Raw genomic sequence first — 19,189 nt, forward strand, 5'->3', positions numbered from 1 at the left:
ATCCATGGCAGCAATCCAGAACTTCCGCCCGACCCTGGCCCTCACCGTTTTCGGCACCCTGGGTGCGGCGGTCCTCGCGACCGCCGCGCCCGCACTCGCCGAGAACACCATCGATGCCACGGGCCTGGGCCCCGCCAATGTCGCGGTCGACTACGCCTGCGACGCGGCGGCCGGTGTCACCGCCATCAAGGCGATGGTGGGCGAACCCCAGGCCGACAAGCCCTCGGCCGTCGGCGCCCAGACCGACATCACCTGTGACGGAGCCAAACACAACACCGTGGTCGTCCTGGACGGGGCGCCCCTGTCCAAGGGGCAGCAGGTCCAGGTGCGGGTCGCGCTCGTCGACGGCACCGACAATGTCGTGCAGGGGCAGGCCAAGGTCGCCAACACCTGAGTTGTGAACCCACCGGGCCGGTTCGTGGCGGGCAATCCGCCCCGAACCGGCCCGGTGCTGTCACATCGTGGGCTTCGCCGGTGTCACGTATACGGGAACCACCGAACCTCGTGACACACAATGGAGCTCGATGACCGACGACGAATTCCTCAGCACCGTAGCCGCACAACTGGCCGCCCTACCGCGCGTACAGGCCGTCGCGCTCGGCGGCTCGCGCGCCGAAGGCACGCAGAACCCGGGCAGCGATTGGGATTTCGCGATCTACTATCGCGGCGCGTTCGACCCCGCGGACCTGCGCGCGATCGGCTGGCCCGGCGAAGTCTCCGAGCTCGGCGCCTGGGGCGGCGGCGTCTTCAACGGCGGCGCCTGGCTGACCATCGAGGGCCGCCGGGCCGATGTGCACTACCGCGATCTCGACGCCGTCGAGCACGAACTCGACCAGGCACGGCAGGGGCGATTCCACTGGGAGCCCTTGATGTTCCACCTCGCGGGCATCCCCAGCTATCTGGTCGTCGCGGAACTCGCCGTGAACCGGGTGCTCGCCGGAACACTCCCCCGTCCCGCATTTCCGGATCCGCTGCGCACCGCCGCCGCCGCGGCCTGGCGGCAGCGCGCCGACCTGACCCTGGATTACGCGCGCGGCGCTTTCGCCGCGCGCGGCCAGCGCACCGAGGTGGCCGGTGCCCTCGCCACCGCGGCGATGTACGCCGGGCACGCGGTGCTCGCGACCCGCGGTGAGTGGGTCACCAACGAGAAGCGGCTGCTGCGCCGAGCGGGGCTGCGCGACATCGATGCGATCGTCGCGGGTCTCACCGCCGAGCCGGAGGTGCTGACCGCCGCCGTCGACGCCGCCGCGGGCCTGTTCCGGAACGCACTAGCGCGGTAGTTCTACGGCGTGCGAACACGTTTCGCGTCGGCGTCGGCCCGCCAGCGGTGCGCGGACCGCAGGATGTCGGCGCCGATCTGCTCCAGCAGGTCGGCGGCGGTCTCTAGGCGTTCTCCGGCCGCGGTGCCGGTCCCCAGCGCCCCCGCGCCGCGACGCACCGTGTCGGCCAGGTGCTGATTGGCGCGGACGCTGGCCAGGATGGTGCTGAAACCGGCGTCGTCGCCGAGGAAATAGCGTTGGCGGCGGCTGTCGCCGTCCCGCCCGCGCACCAGCATGCCCTGCTCCTCCAGGAGTCGTACCGCCTGCGACACGGTCGGGGCGCTGACATGCAGGCGGCGCGCCAGTTCCGCCGCTGTGGCGCTGGCGGTCTCCGAGGTCAGCAGGCACGCCATCACCCCGGCCGCCGTGCGTGGGACGCCGGTGCCGACCAGGGCGTCGGTGAGCTCGGCGAGCAGCGCGGGCGAGACCTCGGGGGTGGGCGCCGACGCGATCCGGCGCGGGATGCGCCGGGCACGGTGCCGCGTGGCCAGGTGCGCCAGTTCGGCGCTGTAGCGGCCGGGACCCCCGTTGCGGGCGATCTCCCGGCTGATGGTCGAGGTGGGCCGGCCGAGGCGGCGGCCGATCTCGGCGTGGTCCAGGCCCCGCGCCAAACCGTCCGCTATCCGGCCTCGATCGGATCTCGTCAATCTGCTTCCCGGCACGCGGCGCTCCGATCTGTTGCTCGGAGCCAGTATCCGGCCGACCCGCGCTCGTTGCAACAGGGCAGTGCGTTCGCCGACTGTGTCATTGCAACCACTCACTGCGGTTTGACGTGCAGTTTCTGTGAGAGCAGCGCCCTGCGTGGTGGTTTCGATTTTCGGTTCATACCTAGAGTTCGGGCAGCCCGAAACATTCGCACAGAGGAGAACACCGATGCGTGCCCGAGGCATCACCTACGACACCGGCTTCGCCCCCGGCGGCCGCGACTCCCGCCCGGATTTCGACCCCGGCGCGGCCCGGCGCGAACTGCGCATGATCGCGGACGAATTGCACTGCGACGCCGTCCGGATCACCGGCGACCGCCCCGACCGCCTGAGCGTGGCCGCCGAAGCCGCCGCGGCGGCGGGCCTGGAGGTCTGGTTCTCGCCGTTTCCCTGCGAACTCTCGGCCGCCGAGCTGCTGCCCTACTTCGCCGACTGCGCCGAACGCGCCGCGGCCGCCGATGCGGCGGTCTTCGTCACCGGTTGCGAATTCAGCCTGTTCGCCACCGGATTCCTGCCCGGCGCCGACACCTTCGCGCGGATCGCGTCGTTCACCGGGGACGAACAGGCGGCAGTGGCCGCGCTGCCCGCCATGAACACCGCGCTCAACGCCACGCTCGCCGACCTCGTGGCCGTCGCGCGGGAGCGCTTCCGCGGCAAGCTCACCTATGCCGCCGGTACCTGGGAGGACGTGGACTGGACGCCGTTCGACATCATCGGCATCGACGCCTACGGCGACCCGGCCCACCCCGCCTACCGCGCGGGTCTGCACGCGCTGCGCGAGCTGGGCAAGCCGATCGCGGCCACCGAGGTCGGCTGCTGCACCTACCGCGGCGCGGCCGAGCGCAACGGAATCGGCTGGGACATCATCGATTACGATCTCGACCCGCCGCGCATCGTCGGCGACTACCGCCGCGACGAGGACGAACCGGTGCGCTACATGCGCGAACTGTTCGCCCTCTTCGAAGAGGAGGCCGTGGACACCGCGTTCTGGTACAACTTCGCCGCCTACACCCTGCCGCACCACCCGGACCCGCACCTCGACCTGGACCTGGCCTCCTTCGGCGTCTGCAAGCTCCTGCCCGACGGCACGCTCGCCCCCAAACGCGCCTTCGCCGCCCTGGCCGAGATCTGCCGGCGCGACTAGAGCCGGCCGGCCTCGGGCGACTCCACGGTCTTCAGCCGGAACGCGGTGTACAGGAACGCGATCGCCGCGGTCACCACGAGCAGGGCCAGTCCGACGGTGTAGTCGTTGCCCTGCTCGTTGTAGGTCGCGCCCATCACCAGCGGCGGGAAGTAGCCGCCGAGGCCGCCCGCGGCGGCCACGATGCCGGTGACCGAGCCGACCGACTTGCCGGGCGCACGCCGCGAGACCCAGGCGAAAACGCCGCCGGTGCCGATACCGAGGAAGACCGCCAGCAAGATGAAGGTGACCGCCGACCACAGGTCCGGCGGCGGCTGCGAGATGGCGAGGGCGGCCATGACGGCCGTGCCCGCCAGCGAGGCCAGCACCACGAACTTCGGCGGAATGCGGTCCGAGAGCGCGCCGCCGATGGGGCGCGCGATCACCGCGGCGAGGGCGAAGCCCGCGGTACGGGCGCCGGCGTCGACGGCGGAGAAGTCGTAGACGTTCTTGATGTAGGTCGGCAGGTAGGTGCTGAAGGCGACGAACCCGCCGAAAACGATCGCGTACAGGAACGACATCTCCCAGGTCACCGGAAGTTTCAGCGCGGCGGCCAGTTTCGGCACGACCGGATCGGTGTTCGGCCGGAACTCCGGTGAGTTGCGCAGCGCCACCACGCAGACACCGGCGGTGACGGCCAGCGCGACGGCGATGATGGCGTGCGTGGTGAACAGGCCGAACCAGTTCACGAAGCGCGGCGTGAAGAAGGCCGACAGCGCGGTGCCGACCATGCCCGCGCCGAACACTCCGGTGGCGAAGCCGCGACGGCTCGGCTCGTACCAGCTGTTCGCGAACGGGATACCGACCGCGAAGATGGTGCCCGCGATGCCGAGGAAGAACCCGAACACCAGCAGCAGCGGGTAGGAGTCGGCCGAGCCCGCGAGGCCGACCGCCAGCACCGGAAGGATCGAGGCCAGCGAGATCGCGATGAACATGATCCGTCCGCCGTACCGGTCGGTGAGCGCGCCGACGGCGATCCGGCCGAGGGAGCCGACCAGGATCGGCGTCGCCACCAGCATGGACGCCTGGCTACTGCTCAGCGACATGTCGTTGGCGTAGGTGGTCGACAGCGGGCCGATCATGTTCCAGGCCCAGAAGTTGAGCGCGGAAACCCAGGTCGCAAGCGCGAGATTCAGCCCCGGACGGGGGCCGTGCACCGACTCGGAGGCAGTCACCGCTACAGCAAACCACGCCGAAACCACTGCGCACCGACATTGACCGACCCGTGTCGGTTATCTCTTCGCAATCATCGGCTCGTCGTCGAGGCGCAGCACCCGGTCGGCGAGCCGATCCAGGACTGCCTGCTGGTGGCTGATCACGATCAGCGCCAGCCCGGCCCGCCGCAGACGGTCCAGCAGATCCAGCACCAGCTCCTGATTGCGCGGATCGAGCGAGGAGGTCACCTCGTCGCAGAGCAGCACCCCGGGCCCGGCGGCCAGCGCCCGCGCGATCGCGACTCGTTGCTGCTGCCCACCCGAGAGCTGCCCCGGCCGCCGCAGCGCGAGCTCGTCGTCCAGCCCGACGTCGGCGAGCAGCTCCGCGGCCCGCCGCCCCGCGTCCGCCTCGCCGAGCCCGCGCAACAACCGCAACGGCCGCCGCACCTGCGCCCCCACCCGATACGAGGGATTCAGCGAGGTCGCCGGATTCTGGAATACCAACTGCAGCGCCCGCCGCTGCTCTCGCGACCGCCGGTCGACCATCCCCGCCACCTCCTCCCCCGCCAGCTCGATCACCCCGCGCTCGGGCCGATGCAACCCCGCCAGCGCCCGCGCCACCGTGGTCTTCCCGATCCCGGACCGCCCGGTGACCGCCAAACACTGTCCCGGCCACAGCTCGAACGAGAGCTCGGCGACGACCGGACGCGCCGCGTGCCCCACCGTGAGACCCGACACCCGCAACACCGGAACGCCTGCCGCGCGCGGCACCGGTGCGGTCGGCGCGGATTCGGCCACGCCGACAGCACGCGAAGACCTCTGCTCCACAACCGCATCGAACAACCGGAGCGCGGGGCTGCTCGTCCGCACAGCCGAATCGGGCACTGCGCAGGACGCGGCCACTGGCCCCGCCGGCGCGCCGACCGGGTTCGGCTCCACGGATGCGCCGGACTCCGTGCGTGCCACCGACGGCGAGCCGACTCCGTCGGGCACCTCGGACGACTTCGCCGCGCACTGCTTCCCGCCGGGCACCTCGGACGACTCCGCCGCGCACTGCTTCTCGTCGAGCGGCGTCTGGGCGGCAGCCACCAGTTCCGCCGCCTCGGCAGCGGAATCTCGACCGACCGCCGCGCTTCGCGCGGGGCTGGGCCGCAGGGCTTTTCGGCGGCCATCCTCCAGTTCGAGGACCTGATCGACCAGCGGTGCCAGCGGTTCCAGATCGTGGGTGATCACCAGGAGTATGGTCGTGGTCGTTCGGCGGAGGCGGTGCAGGGTTTCGAGGAAACGGTCGCGGGTGCGGGGGTCCAATCCGGTGGTCGGCTCGTCGAGCACGAGCAACGCGGGGTCGCCGAGCAGCGCCATCGCCAGCAGGACGCGCTGCTGCTGCCCGCCGGAGAGCTCGTGCGGGTAGCGGCGCTGGAAAGCGCGGTCGGCCGGAAGGTCGACGTCACACAGCGCGGCGTGGATCTGGGCATTGGTGCCGGGAAGCCCCTGGGCACGGGCGATTTCGCGGATCGCCGTGCCGATCCGCAGCGCCGGGTTGAGGCCGCTCGCCGGATCCTGGGGCACGTAGCCGACGGCCCGGCGGCCGGGCGACGCGCCGAGATCGACATTGCCCGACATGCGGAGTCCGGGCGGCAGCCCGCCGAGCAGCGCCAGCGCGAGCGTGGATTTGCCCGCCCCCGAGGCGCCGATCACAGCCAGACCGGATCCGGGTGCCAGCGCGAACGAAACCTCCTCCAGCACCACGGTTCCGCGAGCATCGCGCACCGTCAACGCCTCGGCCGACAGCCCGGTTCCGCGCCGCCCCGGACGCGGCGCGCGGGTGGGCCGGTCGGGGCGCAACGCCCGGTCGGTCACCATGTTCACCGACACCACCAGCACCATGATCAGCAGCGCCGGGGCGAGCACCGCCCACGGCTGCACCCCGAATCCGGGCCGATTCTCGGTGATCATCAGCGCCCAGTCCGGCGACGGCGGCCGCAGCCCGAGTCCGAGGAACCCGCTCACCGCCACCATCGAGATGCTCGCCGAGATCCGCACCCCGGCATCGGCGAGCACCACCGACCGCAGGTTCGGCAGCACCTCCAGCAGCGCGAGCCGCCACAGCGGTTCGCCTCGGGCCCGGGCGGATTCGACGTATCCGGTGCCGGCGAGTTCGAGCACGCAGGCGCGCACGATCCGGATGATCCAGGGCACCGAGGCCAGCGCGACGGTCACCACGATCGCGACGGGTCCCGCGCCCAGCACGGTGGCGATCACCGCGAGCAGCAGGAACCACGGGATCACGACGATCGCGTCCACCGGCCGGGCGATCCACCCGTCCAGCGCCCGGCGCAGTCCCGCGAGCAGTCCCAGGCCCAGCCCCAGCGCGTAGGCCACCAGCAGGGCCAGCCCCGCCAGCGAGAGCAGCGGCAGCCCGCCGTGCAGCAACCGCGACATCACATCGCGCCCGACCACATCGGTGCCGAGCGGAAAGCGCACCGAGGGCGGCTGAAAGGGCGGCCCGACCGGAGCGGTCGCCGCGTGCGGCGCGAGCAGCGGTCCGAGCAGCACCAGCGCCAGTACCGCCAGCACGCACAGCAACCAGAACGAGCGCACGCGCCGCCGCCTCACGACAGCATCTCCCGGCGCGCCCGCGGACTCACCAGCAGCGTGAGCAGATCGGCGGCCAGGTACACCCCGATCCCCACGGCCGCCATCAGCACCGCGGCCGCCTGCACCAGCGGAAAATCACGAGCCTCGATGGCGCGCAGCACCTCCTGCGACAGCCCCGGGTACCCGAACAGCGTCTCCACCACGGCCACGCCGCCCACCAGCCCGACCACCGACCCCGCCAGCGGATGGATCGACGCCGAGACCGCGTTCGGCGCGACGTGGCGCAGCATGAGCCGCGCCCCGGTGACGCCGTTGAGCCGGGCGGTGCGAATGTAGTTCCCGGCCATCACCTCCGCGGTCTGCGCCCGCACCATGCGCACCGGGTGCGGCGCCAGCCCGATCAGCAGGCAGGTCACCGGCAGCACCAGGATCTCCGGGCGGCTCCACGGGCTCGCACCGGTCGGCAGCAGCGACACCGCGGGCAGCAGCCGCAGCGACAGCGACACCGTCGCCACCAGCAGCACACCGAAGACGAAGGAGGGCACCGATTCCGCCGCCAGCGCCAGCGTGCTGATCACCCGATCGGTCCGGGAACCGGGGCGGGCCCCGGCGGCCAGGCCGAGGGCGAGCGCCGCGGGCAGCAGCAGGCTCGCGGTGAGCCAGGCCAGGGTGACGCTGTTGGCGGTGCGGCCCAGCAGCACCTCGGCCACCGGCCGCCCGGAGATCAGCGACTGCCCGAAGTCACCGCGCACGAACCGGGACGCCCACTCCGCGAAGCGAATCGGGGCCGGCCGGTCCAGTCCGAGCTGGACGCGCAGCGCGGCCAGCCGGGCCGGATCCGGGTCCCCGCCGCCGGTGCGCGACAGCATGACCGTGGCCGCGTCCGAATCCAGTGCCTCGAACAGCACGAAAACCACGAGCGCGACGGCGGCGAGCACCCCGAGGCCACCGCCGACGCGCCATGCGACATAGCCGAGCACGGTCGCTACCGCGCGGCCAGCCAGGTGGTGGCGTAGTTGGCCCAGTCGTCGGTGCCCGGCACCCCGTTGCGCACACCGCCCACGTACTTCTTGGCGGCGTCGGGCCGCTTGGCGAAGCTGTGCAGGATGTAGCCGCCCTCGTTCCAGAGTTCTTGTTGCAGTTCGGCATAGAGGGCGCGACGGCGCTCCGGATCCATGGCGGCGCGGGCCTGGGCGAAGGTGGCGTCCCAGCCGGGCCGCCGCCAGCCGGTGCCGTTGCTGGGCGAGGAGCTGGTCATGGTCTGGCCGTAGAAGTAGTCGAGACTGTAGTTCCACCAGCCGATGTGGCTCAGCGACGCCTTGCCGCTGACCTGCGAGAAATAGGTGTCGGCGGGCACCGATTCCAGCTTGATGGTGATGCCCGCGGCTTTGGCCTGCTCGGCGAACAGGGTCGCCGATTCGAGCATGCCCGGCATCCCGTCGGCGGTCGGCAGCGTGACCGTCAGGTTCTCTTTTCCGGCCTCGCGCAACAGCTCCCGGGCGCGCCGCGGGTCGTAGGCGCGCTGCGGCAGCGCGTCGTGGTAGAAGGGCGCGCCCTTCCCGTAGACGTCGTTGCCGACCTCGGCGTAGCCGTAGTAGACCGAGTCGACCATGGCCTGCCGATCCACGGCCAGCCGCATGGCCTGGCGCACGCGCGGATCGTCGAAAGGCGCGGTGTCCACCCGCATCTGGAACGCGCCCATCAGTCCGGCGGGCGGCACCACCACGGTGGTGTCCGCGGTGTCGGACAGCGTGCGCGCCTGCAGGTACGAGATCTCGTGCACCACATCGGCTTCCCCGGACAGGAAGGCGTTCACGCGCGCCTCGGTCTCGGCGATCTGGATGATCTCGACCTCGTCCAGCAGCGGCCGACCGTCCCAGTGCTGCTCGTTGCGCCGCAACAGCGTCCGGTCGCCGGGCGACCACCGCTCCAGCGCGAACGGCCCGGTGCCCACCGGAATCCGGGAGCCGTCGATGACGCCGGTGCCGTCCTTGACGATGTAGCAGTACCAGCCCGCCAGCACCGAACCGAAGTCCGCCAGTGGGGATTTCATGCGCACCAGCACGTCCAGGTCGCCCTCGGCGCGGGTGTTCGCCAGGTCGACGACGGCCAGGTCGCCGGAGGAGTTCTTGGCCGGATCGAGCATGCGCTCGAAACTCCAGAGCACGTCGCGCGCGGTCAGCGGGCTGCCGTCGCTGAAGCGCACGCCCGGGCGCAGCCGAATCCGCCATTCGCTGCCGTCGGCGTTGGGCCGCAACGACTCCGCGAGCCGGTAGCGCAGCGTCAGGTCGTTGTTGTAGGCGACCAGCTTGTCCCAGACGTTCTTCGACACCGCGCCGCCGGCGGAACTGCCGGCCTGGTGCGGGTCGAGCACGTCCGCACTCGCCGAGCGCCCGGCGATCGCCGTGCGCAGTCGCCCACCGGGTTGCGGCGGCCCTTCCGCGCCCAGCGGGCCGTTCTCGGTGCCGCAGCCCGCGAGCATCGCCGTCCCGCCCAGTGCGGCGACGCCGAAGGCGCCCGCGCCGCCGAGCAGCAGCTTGCGCCGCCCGACCTCGAGCCGTGCCGATCTGTAGTTGTCCATTGCCATCCTCGTGGGTGATCCCTGCCTGCCGGCGCAGGTATCCTGGCTCCCGGATCAGCGCTCTCCGCCGGCCTTCCAACCTGGGTAGGTCGTGACCATGTATCGGCGGATCGCTCCTCGGTGACAGTTGCGGGACAGCCCCGGATTCGCACCGGTGTTCCCTACGCCGGTCACGAACCCTACCGGCAGCCCGGTTCACCCCGGCGCGCCCGCTCGCCGTTGCGCCGGCTTGCCTGCACCGACCAGCCCTTTCGGCTGGTACCGGTACGCAGGCCACACCACGGGCTGTACCGGCGACAACCCGTGACCGACACCGAAGAGCTCAGCTCGCACCGAAGGCGCAGGGCACCACGGGCCGCCGATCGTGCCGCGCCGCTACCGCATTCCGGTGTGCAGGGTGAATCCGACCACCGCGCCGCTCGCAGGATGCGCGTCCGCGCGAACGGTGCCGCCGTGCGCGGCGATGATGTCGTGCACGATGGCCAGACCGAGACCGGAGCCGGGTGTGGCGCGGGTGTTGTCGGCGCGATAGAAGCGGTCGAAGACGGCGGCGCGGTCGGCGAGCGCGATGCCCGGCCCGTGGTCGCGGACGGTGAGTTGGTGGGCGACCACGGTAATTTCCACCGGCGTCTCGGAGGAGCTGAACTTGAGGGCGTTGTCGAGCAGGTTGTCCACGCAGCGGGACAAGGCGCGCGGTCGGCCAGGCAGCCGGACCGGGTCCCGGCGGACGACGGTGATCGTGCGCCCGGTGCGGCGGCGGAAGCGCTGGGCGCTGTCCTCGGCGAGTTCGCCCAGATCCACGCTCACCGGCTCCTCGTCGGCGTACTGATCGGTGGCCAGGTCGACCAGTTCGCCGACCAGCGCGTCGAGCGCCTTGGCCTCCTGCACCAGGGTGGCCAGCACTTTGGCTTCATCCTCGGGGGCGAGCCGCCCCTTCGCCCGTTGCAGCAATTCGGCACTGCCGCGCACCGACGTCAGCGGGGTGCGCAGTTCGTGCCCCGCGTCCTCGGCCAGGCGCTGCTGCTGGGCGCGCGAAAAGCGCAGTGCCGCAAGCATCGTGTTGAAGCTGCGAGTGAGTTCGCCGACCTCGCCGGACTGTCCGGCGGGCAGCGTGACGGCCAGGTCCTGGGTGCCGGCGATGCGCTCGGTGGCGGCGGCCAGGCGGTGGATCGGGCGCAGGATGCGGCCGATGGCCAGCCAGCACAGCAGCGCGGCGGCGGCCAGCGCCAGCAGCGTGATCCAGGCTGTGCGCCACAGGAATTCGCGATCGATCCGCTCGACGTCGGCGTAGTTCTGGCTCACCATGACCGCCCCGCCGCCCGGCCGCCCCTTGGTGAGCACCCCGTAGCCGACGCCGTCCACCTCGATCTCGGTCTCCCCCGCACCCGCGCCCGCCGCGGCGATGGCCCGATCGGAGGCGTTGACCGGCAACGGGTTCCGGCCCGGCGTGAGCACCCGCACAGCGCCGTCCGGCGACAGCAGCTGCTCGGTCATGTCCGGGCGCACCGGCACCGGCGCGTCCACGGCGAGCAGCGCCAGGACGGTGTCCGCGCGATCGGACAGACCACGATCGACCTGGGCGGCCACCAGTGGGCTGACGTTGCGATAGGCGATCACGATGGTGCCGACGATCGCCACGGCCACCGCCAGGACGGCGACGAGAGTGATTCTGGTGCGCAGCATTACGCGCCCCGGATGGTGTAGCCGACGTTGCGGACGGTGTGCACCAGCCGCGCCGCCCCGCCGTCCTCGGTCTTACGGCGCAGGTACCCGATGTAGACATCCAGCGACCGCGACTCGGTGTCGAAGTCGAACCCCCAGATCTCTTCGTAGATCCGGCTTTTCGGCAGCACAAGCCGCTCGTTGCGCATGAGCAGTTCGAGCAGGTCGAATTCGGTGCGGGTCAGCTCCAGCGGCCGGCCGCCGCGGCGCACCTCACGCGTCGCCGGATCCAGGGTCAGATCGGCCACCTCGAGCACACGCTGCTCGGGATCCGGTGCGCTGCGGCGCAGCAGCGCGCGCAGCCGGGCCAGCAGTTCCTCGACGTCGAAGGGCTTGGCCAGGTAGTCGTCGGCCCCGGCGTCGAGTCCGGCGACCCGGTCGCCGACCTGGTGCCGGGCGGTGAGCACCAGGATCGGCAACCGATCCCCGCGCCGCCGCAGCAGGCGGCACAGCGAGAGGCCGTCCAGCTCGGGCATGACCACATCCACCACCGCCAGATCCGGCTGCCGGGACTCCAGGATCGCCAGCGCGGCGGAGCCGTCGGCGGCCTGGAGCACCTGGTAGCCCTCGAAGCGCAGCAGCTGATCGAGGGTGCTGCGGACGTTCGGGTCGTCCTCGACGACGAGCACAGTGGGGGCGGTCACCGGACCATTGTGTCGATCCGCGGTAGTAGACATGGCAACCGGTCGGTTCAGTTCGAGACCGGGGTCACCGGAATGGGCGGCAGGCTCCGCACACACTCGGTGGGCCCCGGCTCACCGGTGCGCAGGAAGCTGGTGACGATGCCGGTCACGCAGCCACCGGGCGCCAGGTCCGGGACGTGGCCGACATTGGGCACCGAGACGAAGGTGGCGTGCCGGAAGCGTTCGGCGACGCGCAGGCCGTTGGCGTCCGGCGTGATCGCGTCCAGGTCACCGGACAGCACCAGCACCGGCACCTCGGGAAGCGGCCGGCTCGCGTAGTCGATCCGCGTGGTCGCGGGCCAGCCCAGGCAGAGGTCTCCGCCGTCGCGCTGCGCGGCGGAGAAGCCGGCCGCGCTGAAGGCGCCGCTGGGGCCAGCCGCCTCGATCGCCCGGCGGTACTGCTGCTCGCGCTGCTCCGGCGCGGCCTGCGGAGACCAGATCGTCGGGTAGTCGTTGCAGGCCACGGTCACATAGAGATCGATGTTCTCGGTGGGCGCCTGCGCCGCCGCGCGCAGCGCGAACTCGCGCAGCGGGCCGTCGTCGCCGCGGACCGCCGCGCGCAAGGCGGCGGGGATCGTGCCGAGCAGCGGTTCGGGATCCGCGCCGACACCGGAGGTGGCGTTCTCGAAGAGCAGCGTGCCCAGTTTGTCCTCGGTCAGCGCGAACGGCCGCGCGCCCGGCACGGGCAACGGCCGCTCGCGCAGCCGGGCGTTCACCTCGCGCAGGTCCGACACCGCCCGCGCGCCGTCGCAGCTGCCGCTGCGCTCACAGATGCGCTGCAAAGCCAGCGAGACCGCCTCGGCGTTGGGCCGGTTCAGCGTGTCGAAATCGTGCGGGTAGGCACCGGAGAGCACCATCGCCTGCACGTGGTCGGGGTGCCGCTGGGCGTAGACCGGCAGCAGGTAGGTGCCGTAGGACAGGCCGTAGAGCACCAGCTTCGGGGCCCCGACCGCGGCCCGGACCGCGTCGACGTCGTCGACCGTGGCCGCGGAGGTGTAGCCCGCCGCGCGGGCGCCCAGCCGCTCGCCGCAGCGGGTCACGCTGTCCCGCTGCTCGGCCCGCGACTGGGTCAGGTAGTCCTGGTCGGCCATACCGCAATCCAGCGGCGCGGACCGCCCGGTGCCGCGCGGGTCCACCAGCAGCAGGTCGTGATCGGTGAGCAGCTCGCCCAGCGTCGCGACCGCCAGCTCCGTGTTCTCGATCAGCGGCACGCCCGGGCCGCCCGGGTTCGGCGCGATGACCCCGGCCGCGGGCGCCGTGTCCGCGGCGCGCCGCACCATGGCGTAGGCGACCTCGATCGTGCCGAGCTCCGGCTGTCCGGCCACCAATTCCCGCGGCACCGTGCCACATTCCACGCGATGTTCCGGCACTACCGGGCACCACTCGGGCGCGGCGCTCGCCGGGGCGGGCGTGCCGGTACATGCCGTGAGGGCACCTGCCGTCACCAAGATCGCCGCGGCCGCCGCCAGCACACTCCTGCGCATCCTCGAAACCTCTTTCGCCACCGTGCCTCCCAGCGAGGCAACGACAGCGATACTCGGCCGCCGATGTCGGACGCCCGGGAGAGCAATGACAAAAACACGTAAGAAAACACCGAATCGGGCGCTCGCACCGGGAAACACCAGCTCGTCGACGCGCGGTCGGATCAGACACGGCCTCCGGTAAACCCCGGTTGCCAGGAATTTCCAGTCATGATGGTTAGCCGCACGCGTGCTGGGTATCACACCTGGCGGGTGGTTGCCCCCTGATGAATTGGTTCCGACGCTGCATCCGCGACTTTTCCGTCGCACCCGTTTGGTCGTGCTTCACACTATTGAGGAGGCATTTCCATGATCAGTTCGCCGTCCGGTTCCGATTCCCTGATCTACAATCTTCGGGAATCCGGTGCGCCACTGAACATCGTCATGGTTGCCCCACCCTACTTCGAGGTTCCACCGGCCGGTTACGGCGGCGTGGAAGCGGTGGTGGCACAACTGGTGGACGCATTGGTCGCGCGTGGGCATCGAGTCACACTGCTCGGCGCGGGCCGGCCCGGGACTGCCGCCACCCGGTTCATCCCGGTGTGGGACAAGATCCTCGCCGATCGCCTCGGTGATCCGTTCCCCGAGGTGGTCAACGCGCTCAAGGTGCGCGAAACCATCATGGAACTGGCACGGACCGAACACATCGACGTCATCCACGATCACACCTTCGCGGGCCCGCTGAACGCGCCCGTGTACGAGGCCCTCGGCATCCGGACCGTCGTCACCGTGCACGGACCGGTGGACGGCGAGGAGCAGGCCTACTACAGCGCGCTCGGCTCCGCCGCGCACATGGTCGCGATCAGCGACCGGCAGCGCAGTTTGGCGCCGAATTTGAATTGGGTGGACCGCGTTTACAATGCGGTGCGCCCGAGCGAATGGCCGTTCCAGAAGAAGAAACAGGATTTCGCCCTTTTTCTGGGTCGCTACGCGCCGTATAAAGGCCCCGATCTAGCATTGGCGGCCGCGCATACCGCGGGAATTCCACTGGTGCTCGCCGCGAAAATGAACGAGCCCGCCGAGAAAGCGTATTTCCAGCGCTCGGTGCGCCCGATGCTCGGCGAACGCGATTTCATCTTCGGCGAGGCCGACGCGATGGCCAAGCGGTTGCTGCTGTCCCAGGCCCGCTGCCTGCTCTTCCCCATCCGCTGGGAGGAGCCGTTCGGCATCGTGATGATCGAGGCCATGGCCTGCGGCACCCCGGTGGTGGCACTGCGCGGTGGTGCGGTCGAGGAGGTCGTCGAGCACGGCGTCACCGGCTTCATCTGTGACGATCCCGCCGAACTGCCCGCCGCGATGGCCGCGGCGGCCGAACTGGATCCGGTCGCCTGCCGCAATCGCGTGATCAAGCACTTCTCGGTCGACCAGCTCGGCGCCGGCTACGAGGACGCCTACTACGCCGCGCTGGACCGCACCGATCGCCTCCCGCGCCTGGCGGCGGGCGCGGAGTTGCGCGGCGCGCCGTCGCAGGTGCGCACGATCCCGAAGAGCGGCCGGGTCCCGAACCGCGACCTGTCGATCGTCGCGAACAAGTAGTGCACGCCCGCGCACCGGCCGATCCGCGATCGGCCGGTGCCGGGTAGCGCACGATTCCGAACTGCGCGTTCTGAAAACGCACAGGTGTCTTTGAGTCGGCGGGGACAGGGTTGTCCACGGCGCCGCCCACGCGGGCCGTCCTGCTACAGAGAGACACCTCGGATATGCGCAAGACTCTTCGCACCCTGACGCTGCTGGGTGCACTGACCGTGGCGCTGGCCGCCACCGCCTGCTCGTCGGCGGACGAGACACCCGCCGCACCCGCGCCGCGACCCTACCCGGCCGAGCCGAACGTGCTGCTCGTGCACGGCGCCTTCGCCGACGGCTCCAGCTGGGGTGCGGTGGCGGAGCAGTTGCAGCGCAGGGGCTTCCGGGTCACCATCGCGGCGGTGCCGCTGCGCGGACTCGACTACGACAGCGCGTACCTGCGCGGCCTGCTCGACGCCATGCCCGGAAAGACCCTGCTGGTCGGGCACTCCTACGGCGGCGCCGTCATCACCAACGCCGCGACCGGGTCCCGCAACGCGGCCGGTCTGGTCTACGTCGCGGCCTTCGCTCCGGACCAGGGCGAATCACTGGGCGAACTCGACGCCCGCTACGGCGGGCCGGCCACGAAGATCACCGTCCCGCACCAGATCAGCGGTGTCGCAGCACCCGAATTGAGCATCGTGGCCGAGGAATTCCCGGAGTACTTCGCCCAGGATGTCGCGCCCGCCCGAGCCGCGGTGCTGGCCGCCGGGCAGCGTCCGATCTCGGTCACGGCCTTCGCCGAGCAGACCCGCGACCCGGCCTGGCGCACGCTGCCGTCGTGGTATCTGGTCGCCGCGGACGACCGGATGATCCCGGCCGCCGGGCAGCGCGCGATGGCGGCCCGGGCCGGGTCGACCGTCACCGAACACGCGGGCAGTCACGCCCTCGCCGTCTCCCAGCCGGAGGCCGTGGTGGCGGTCATCGAGCAGGCCGCCGCGAGTACGCGCTGAGCGCTACTCCGCCGCCGCGCGCAGCAGGTCCTCGATCTCGGCGAGATAGCCCGCCGCGCCGATCCGCTCGGCCAGCGCGCGGGCCTCGCGCAGCGGCGCGGGGTCGCGACGCAGCCGCGCGAGATCGAGCAGGGCCAGCATCAATTCGCGTGGATCGTCCTGGCGGCGGAGCAGATCCACCGACCGCAGCAGCAACTCCGGCTCCGAGCGCGCCAGGGCCTGGGCGCGCAGCGCGCGCCCGATGGTCGCCGGCGTGCCCCAGCGCTGCGCGAGGTCGAATTCCTCGTCCGCGAGTTCGCGAGCCTGCTCGTGCGCACCGAGGCGCACCAGCTCCAGGGCCGCGGCACTGCGCCAGGCGATGTGCGCCGGATTGGTGAGACCCACCGCCGTCCCGCGCCGCCCGCATTCCAGGAAATGCCGTACCGCCTCACGGGATTCGCCCCGGGCCGCACACAGCAGACCACGAATGTGCAGCGCGATCGTCCATTCCCAGGTCTCGGGGTCGGCGTTGGCGGTGCGCACGTCGAGCCAGCGCTGTGCCTCGGCGAGGCGGCCGAGGCCGAGCAGCGCGTGCGCGTACTGGGCGGCCAGCGCGGCCGGCGGAACGACGAGCTCGTCGTCGAGATCGCCGAGCACCGGACCCAACTCGGCCAGCACCTCCCGATAGGCGCCACCGCGTAACAGCACCTCCGAGCGCAGCACCGCGCGGTAGGTGTCGATAGCGCCGAAGTGCTGGTCGGTGCGCTGTTCGGTGAGCGATTGCGCCGCCGGCAGATCACCGGCCCACATGTTCAGGTGCGCCAGCAACCCGAGCAGCGGATCCGGCAACCGGTCCACGGGCCGGATGGGGGTGAGCCGGCGCAGAGCCGTGCGGGCGTCGACGCGCACGGCGAAGGCGTCGGCCCAGGTGAGGACCGCACCGTCGACGCGGTCGGGTGCGGGCAGCGCGCGCAGCTCGGTGATCAGCGCGTGCCAGGTCGACGCCGTGAGCCCGGCGACCATCCACCGTGAGGCGCGCAGCACTTCGGCGTAGCGGTGGTCGCGGGCTTCGGTTTCGGCGATGACGGCGTTCAGCAGCGGCATCGCCGCCTCGGCTTCGTGGCGCATCGCCATGGTCCAGGCCAGTGGGATCGCGGCGGTGGGCGCGCTGCCGCGCTCGCGCTGACCGCGCAGGGCCGCGTCGAGGTGGGCGCGGGCGGCGGCCGGGTTCGTCCACAGTTCCCACTGCCCGATCCGGACCAGCAGATCGTCGCGCTGCCGCGGCGGACAGATCCGCAACGCCAGCTCCAGCCAGCGCACGGCCTCCCCGAAAAGGCACTCGCGCAGGCTTTCCTCGGCGGCGTCGAGGAGCACGACCGTCCACTCGGCGTACTCGGAGCCGCACAGATCGCGCAGCAGCCGCGCCACTCTCCGTGCCGGATACCCCAGGCCGCGTTCGTATTCGGCGGCGGCGGTCTGGAACCGTTCGGCTTCCCCGCGCCGCCCGAGCCAGCGAATGGTGTTGGCGATCAATGGATGCCGGACCCTGGGCGGTTCGGCGGCGGCGAGAACGCCCGCCTCGGTGAGCAATGCACAGCGATGCCGGACCTCGGTGGGCGGCTGGTCGCAGGCCGCGGCGAGGGTGCGCACGTCGGGGTCGAAGTCCTGGAGCGCGGCGAGCGCGCGCAGCATCGTCGCGCCGCGCGCGGAAAACCCTTGCAGCAGTGTGGCTGTCACGCGGGTGTAGCGGCCGTCGAGCAGCCGGTCGGGCACCTCGGCGGGATCCGCGCGGTCGGCCAGATCGGCGATCAGGGCGTCGACCAGCAACGGTATCTCCCCCGCCGCGTGCTGGATTCGGGTGGCCAGCTCCGGCGCGCAGTCCAGGCCGGTGCGCTCCCGGTAGCGCGCGGCGATCGCCGCCAGGCTGCGGCGGCGCAGCCGCAGCACCTCCGCCGCGTGCGGCTCCAACCGGCTGTGCAGCTCCACATTCCGCTGATCCCAGAAGCTTCCGTCCAGGGCCAGCACCAGCAGGGCCCGGCTGTCGCGCAGCCAGGGCCCGAGGGCGACCAGCGCGCGCACCGAGCGCTCGTTCATCCAGGCCGCGTTGTCGATCAGGATCAGCAGCGGTCGCTCGGCGGTCCGGCGGGTCAACGCGGCGCGCAGCTCCGCGCCCGGGTGCTGGTCACTGCTCGAGCCGATACCGCCGAGCCGGGTCAGCAGCCCCCCGGCCAGATCCTCGTCCGGTGTGGTCAGATCGAAACGGGTCGCTTCCGGATGACGCCGCGCGATCGCGTCGAGCAGCTCGGTTTTGCCGTAGCCGGGGCGGCCGGTGATCAGGATCAGCCCGCCGGAGCCGCGCCGGGCGTAGGCGTCGACCAGGGTGAGATCTCGATTGCCGCCGGAGCGCTCGGCGACGGGCGGCGAAACCGCCTCGGCCGCACGCTCTTCGGTGCGGGTCGGAGTCCAGCCGCGCAGGATGCGATCGTGCAGCTCGCGCAGCTCGGCGCCGGGCTCCACGCCCAGTTCGCCGACCAGCAGACGCCGGGTGTCGCGGTACCCGGCCAGCGCCTCGGCCTGCCGTCCACGATCGGCGAGCGCCTGCATCAGGATCGCCTGTAGTCGTTCGCGCAGCGGGTGTTCCCGGGTCAGCGTGCGCAGCGTATCGATCGCCTGATCGGCCCGGCCGCGCCGCACGGCGAGCGCGAGGCTGTCCTCCTGGAGCGCGAGACGGCGCTCCAGGAGGACCGCCCGCTGCTGCTCGGCCCACGGCCCCGCGATGCCCGCCAGCGGTTCACCCACGAACAGCGCGAGCGCCGCGGCGTAGTGCGCGGCGGCCTGCGCACCGTCGCCCGCGCGATCGGCCTGCGCCGCGGCGGCGGCCAACCGCTCCAGGATTCCGACGTCGATCCGGTCGTCCTCGAGCCGCAGCTGATAGCCGCCGTGGCCGGACAGCAGCGTCGTCGGCGCGGAGCGCGGCGGCCGGTCCGGTTCCAGGGCGCGGCGCAGTGCCGAGATATGCGTCTGGATCACCGCGTTGCCGCTGGTGGGCCAGCTCTCCGCGTACAGCGCGTCCAGCAGCGCCGACGCCGACACCCACTGGCGGCGGCGCACGGCCAGCACGGCCAGCACGCCCCGCCGCTGCGGCGGCCCGAGCGGCAGCGCCTGCCCGCCAAGCCGTGCCGTCACGCCATCGAGCAAGATCAGCTGTAAGTCGCCCGCCTGCCCCATCTACC

Annotated in this window: 14 protein-coding genes and 1 riboswitch; of the genes, 5 read left to right on the forward strand and 9 right to left on the reverse strand. The window is 71.6% G+C overall.

What is annotated here, in order from left to right; all coding sequences use genetic code 11:
• The first annotated feature begins 4 nt into the window (after nt 1-4).
• Nucleotides 5-394, forward strand: a complete 390-nt coding sequence (locus tag AB0I43_RS38000) for a hypothetical protein (RefSeq protein WP_356976742.1) — start codon at nt 5-7, stop codon at nt 392-394.
• A 130-nt stretch (nt 395-524) separates the two neighbouring features.
• Nucleotides 525-1,280, forward strand: coding sequence for a nucleotidyltransferase domain-containing protein (locus AB0I43_RS38005; protein WP_356976744.1), 756 nt, complete (start codon nt 525-527; stop codon nt 1,278-1,280).
• Nucleotides 1,281-1,282: 2 nt separating this feature from the next.
• On the opposite strand, the gene AB0I43_RS38010 is transcribed toward AB0I43_RS38005, so the two are convergent.
• On the reverse strand, nt 1,283-1,966 hold the full coding sequence (locus AB0I43_RS38010) for a MarR family transcriptional regulator (RefSeq protein ID WP_356976745.1): 684 nt from the start codon (nt 1,964-1,966) through the stop codon (nt 1,283-1,285).
• 226 nt (nt 1,967-2,192) lie between these two features.
• Here AB0I43_RS38010 and AB0I43_RS38015 point away from each other — a divergent pair, with 226 nt between their 5' ends.
• The gene (locus tag AB0I43_RS38015) at nt 2,193-3,167 is read left to right on the forward strand and encodes a hypothetical protein (RefSeq protein ID WP_356976746.1); all 975 of its coding nucleotides are present in this window, start codon (nt 2,193-2,195) and stop codon (nt 3,165-3,167) included.
• Here AB0I43_RS38015 and AB0I43_RS38020 read toward each other — a convergent pair.
• From AB0I43_RS38020 to AB0I43_RS38050, 7 genes are all read right to left on the reverse strand, one after another.
• Nucleotides 3,164-4,378 (reverse strand): nitrate/nitrite transporter, encoded by a 1,215-nt coding sequence (locus AB0I43_RS38020; protein ID WP_356976748.1) that lies wholly within the window; start codon nt 4,376-4,378, stop codon nt 3,164-3,166. The genes AB0I43_RS38015 and AB0I43_RS38020 overlap by 4 nt on opposite strands.
• A gap of 57 nt (nt 4,379-4,435) precedes the next feature.
• Nucleotides 4,436-6,973, reverse strand: coding sequence for an ATP-binding cassette domain-containing protein (locus AB0I43_RS38025; protein WP_356976749.1), 2,538 nt, complete (start codon nt 6,971-6,973; stop codon nt 4,436-4,438).
• A complete protein-coding gene (locus AB0I43_RS38030) occupies nt 6,970-7,935 on the reverse strand; it encodes an ABC transporter permease (protein WP_356976751.1) in 966 nt (321 codons plus the stop codon). Before AB0I43_RS38030 ends, AB0I43_RS38025 begins: the two co-directional genes overlap by 4 nt.
• 5 nt (nt 7,936-7,940) lie before the next feature.
• Nucleotides 7,941-9,536 (reverse strand): ABC transporter substrate-binding protein, encoded by a 1,596-nt coding sequence (locus tag AB0I43_RS38035; protein WP_356976753.1) that lies wholly within the window; start codon nt 9,534-9,536, stop codon nt 7,941-7,943.
• A gap of 12 nt (nt 9,537-9,548) precedes the next feature.
• Nucleotides 9,549-9,738: riboswitch (cobalamin riboswitch) on the reverse strand.
• A 173-nt stretch (nt 9,739-9,911) separates the two neighbouring features.
• Nucleotides 9,912-11,219, reverse strand: a complete 1,308-nt coding sequence (locus AB0I43_RS38040) for a HAMP domain-containing sensor histidine kinase (RefSeq protein WP_356976755.1) — start codon at nt 11,217-11,219, stop codon at nt 9,912-9,914.
• Nucleotides 11,219-11,902 carry a response regulator transcription factor gene (locus AB0I43_RS38045; protein ID WP_356976757.1) on the reverse strand — a complete coding sequence of 228 codons (684 nt, stop codon included), beginning with the start codon at nt 11,900-11,902 and terminating at the stop codon, nt 11,219-11,221. The genes AB0I43_RS38040 and AB0I43_RS38045 overlap by 1 nt, the downstream gene beginning before the upstream one ends.
• 47 nt (nt 11,903-11,949) lie before the next feature.
• Nucleotides 11,950-13,425 (reverse strand): alpha/beta fold hydrolase, encoded by a 1,476-nt coding sequence (locus tag AB0I43_RS38050; RefSeq protein ID WP_356976759.1) that lies wholly within the window; start codon nt 13,423-13,425, stop codon nt 11,950-11,952.
• 345 nt (nt 13,426-13,770) lie between these two features.
• Here AB0I43_RS38050 and AB0I43_RS38055 point away from each other — a divergent pair, with 345 nt between their 5' ends.
• Nucleotides 13,771-14,997, forward strand: coding sequence for a glycosyltransferase family 4 protein (locus AB0I43_RS38055; protein ID WP_356976761.1), 1,227 nt, complete (start codon nt 13,771-13,773; stop codon nt 14,995-14,997).
• 164 nt (nt 14,998-15,161) lie between these two features.
• Nucleotides 15,162-15,977: an alpha/beta hydrolase gene (locus AB0I43_RS38060; RefSeq protein WP_356976763.1), complete on the forward strand. Its 816-nt coding sequence runs from the start codon at nt 15,162-15,164 to the stop codon at nt 15,975-15,977.
• A 3-nt stretch (nt 15,978-15,980) separates the two neighbouring features.
• On the opposite strand, the gene AB0I43_RS38065 is transcribed toward AB0I43_RS38060, so the two are convergent.
• Nucleotides 15,981-19,142 carry a BTAD domain-containing putative transcriptional regulator gene (locus tag AB0I43_RS38065; RefSeq protein ID WP_356976764.1) on the reverse strand — a complete coding sequence of 1,054 codons (3,162 nt, stop codon included), beginning with the start codon at nt 19,140-19,142 and terminating at the stop codon, nt 15,981-15,983.
• Nucleotides 19,143-19,189: the final 47 nt, after the last annotated feature.

The organism is Nocardia sp. NPDC050435 (assembly GCF_040655395.1).
Lineage (GTDB): Bacteria > Actinomycetota > Actinomycetes > Mycobacteriales > Mycobacteriaceae > Nocardia.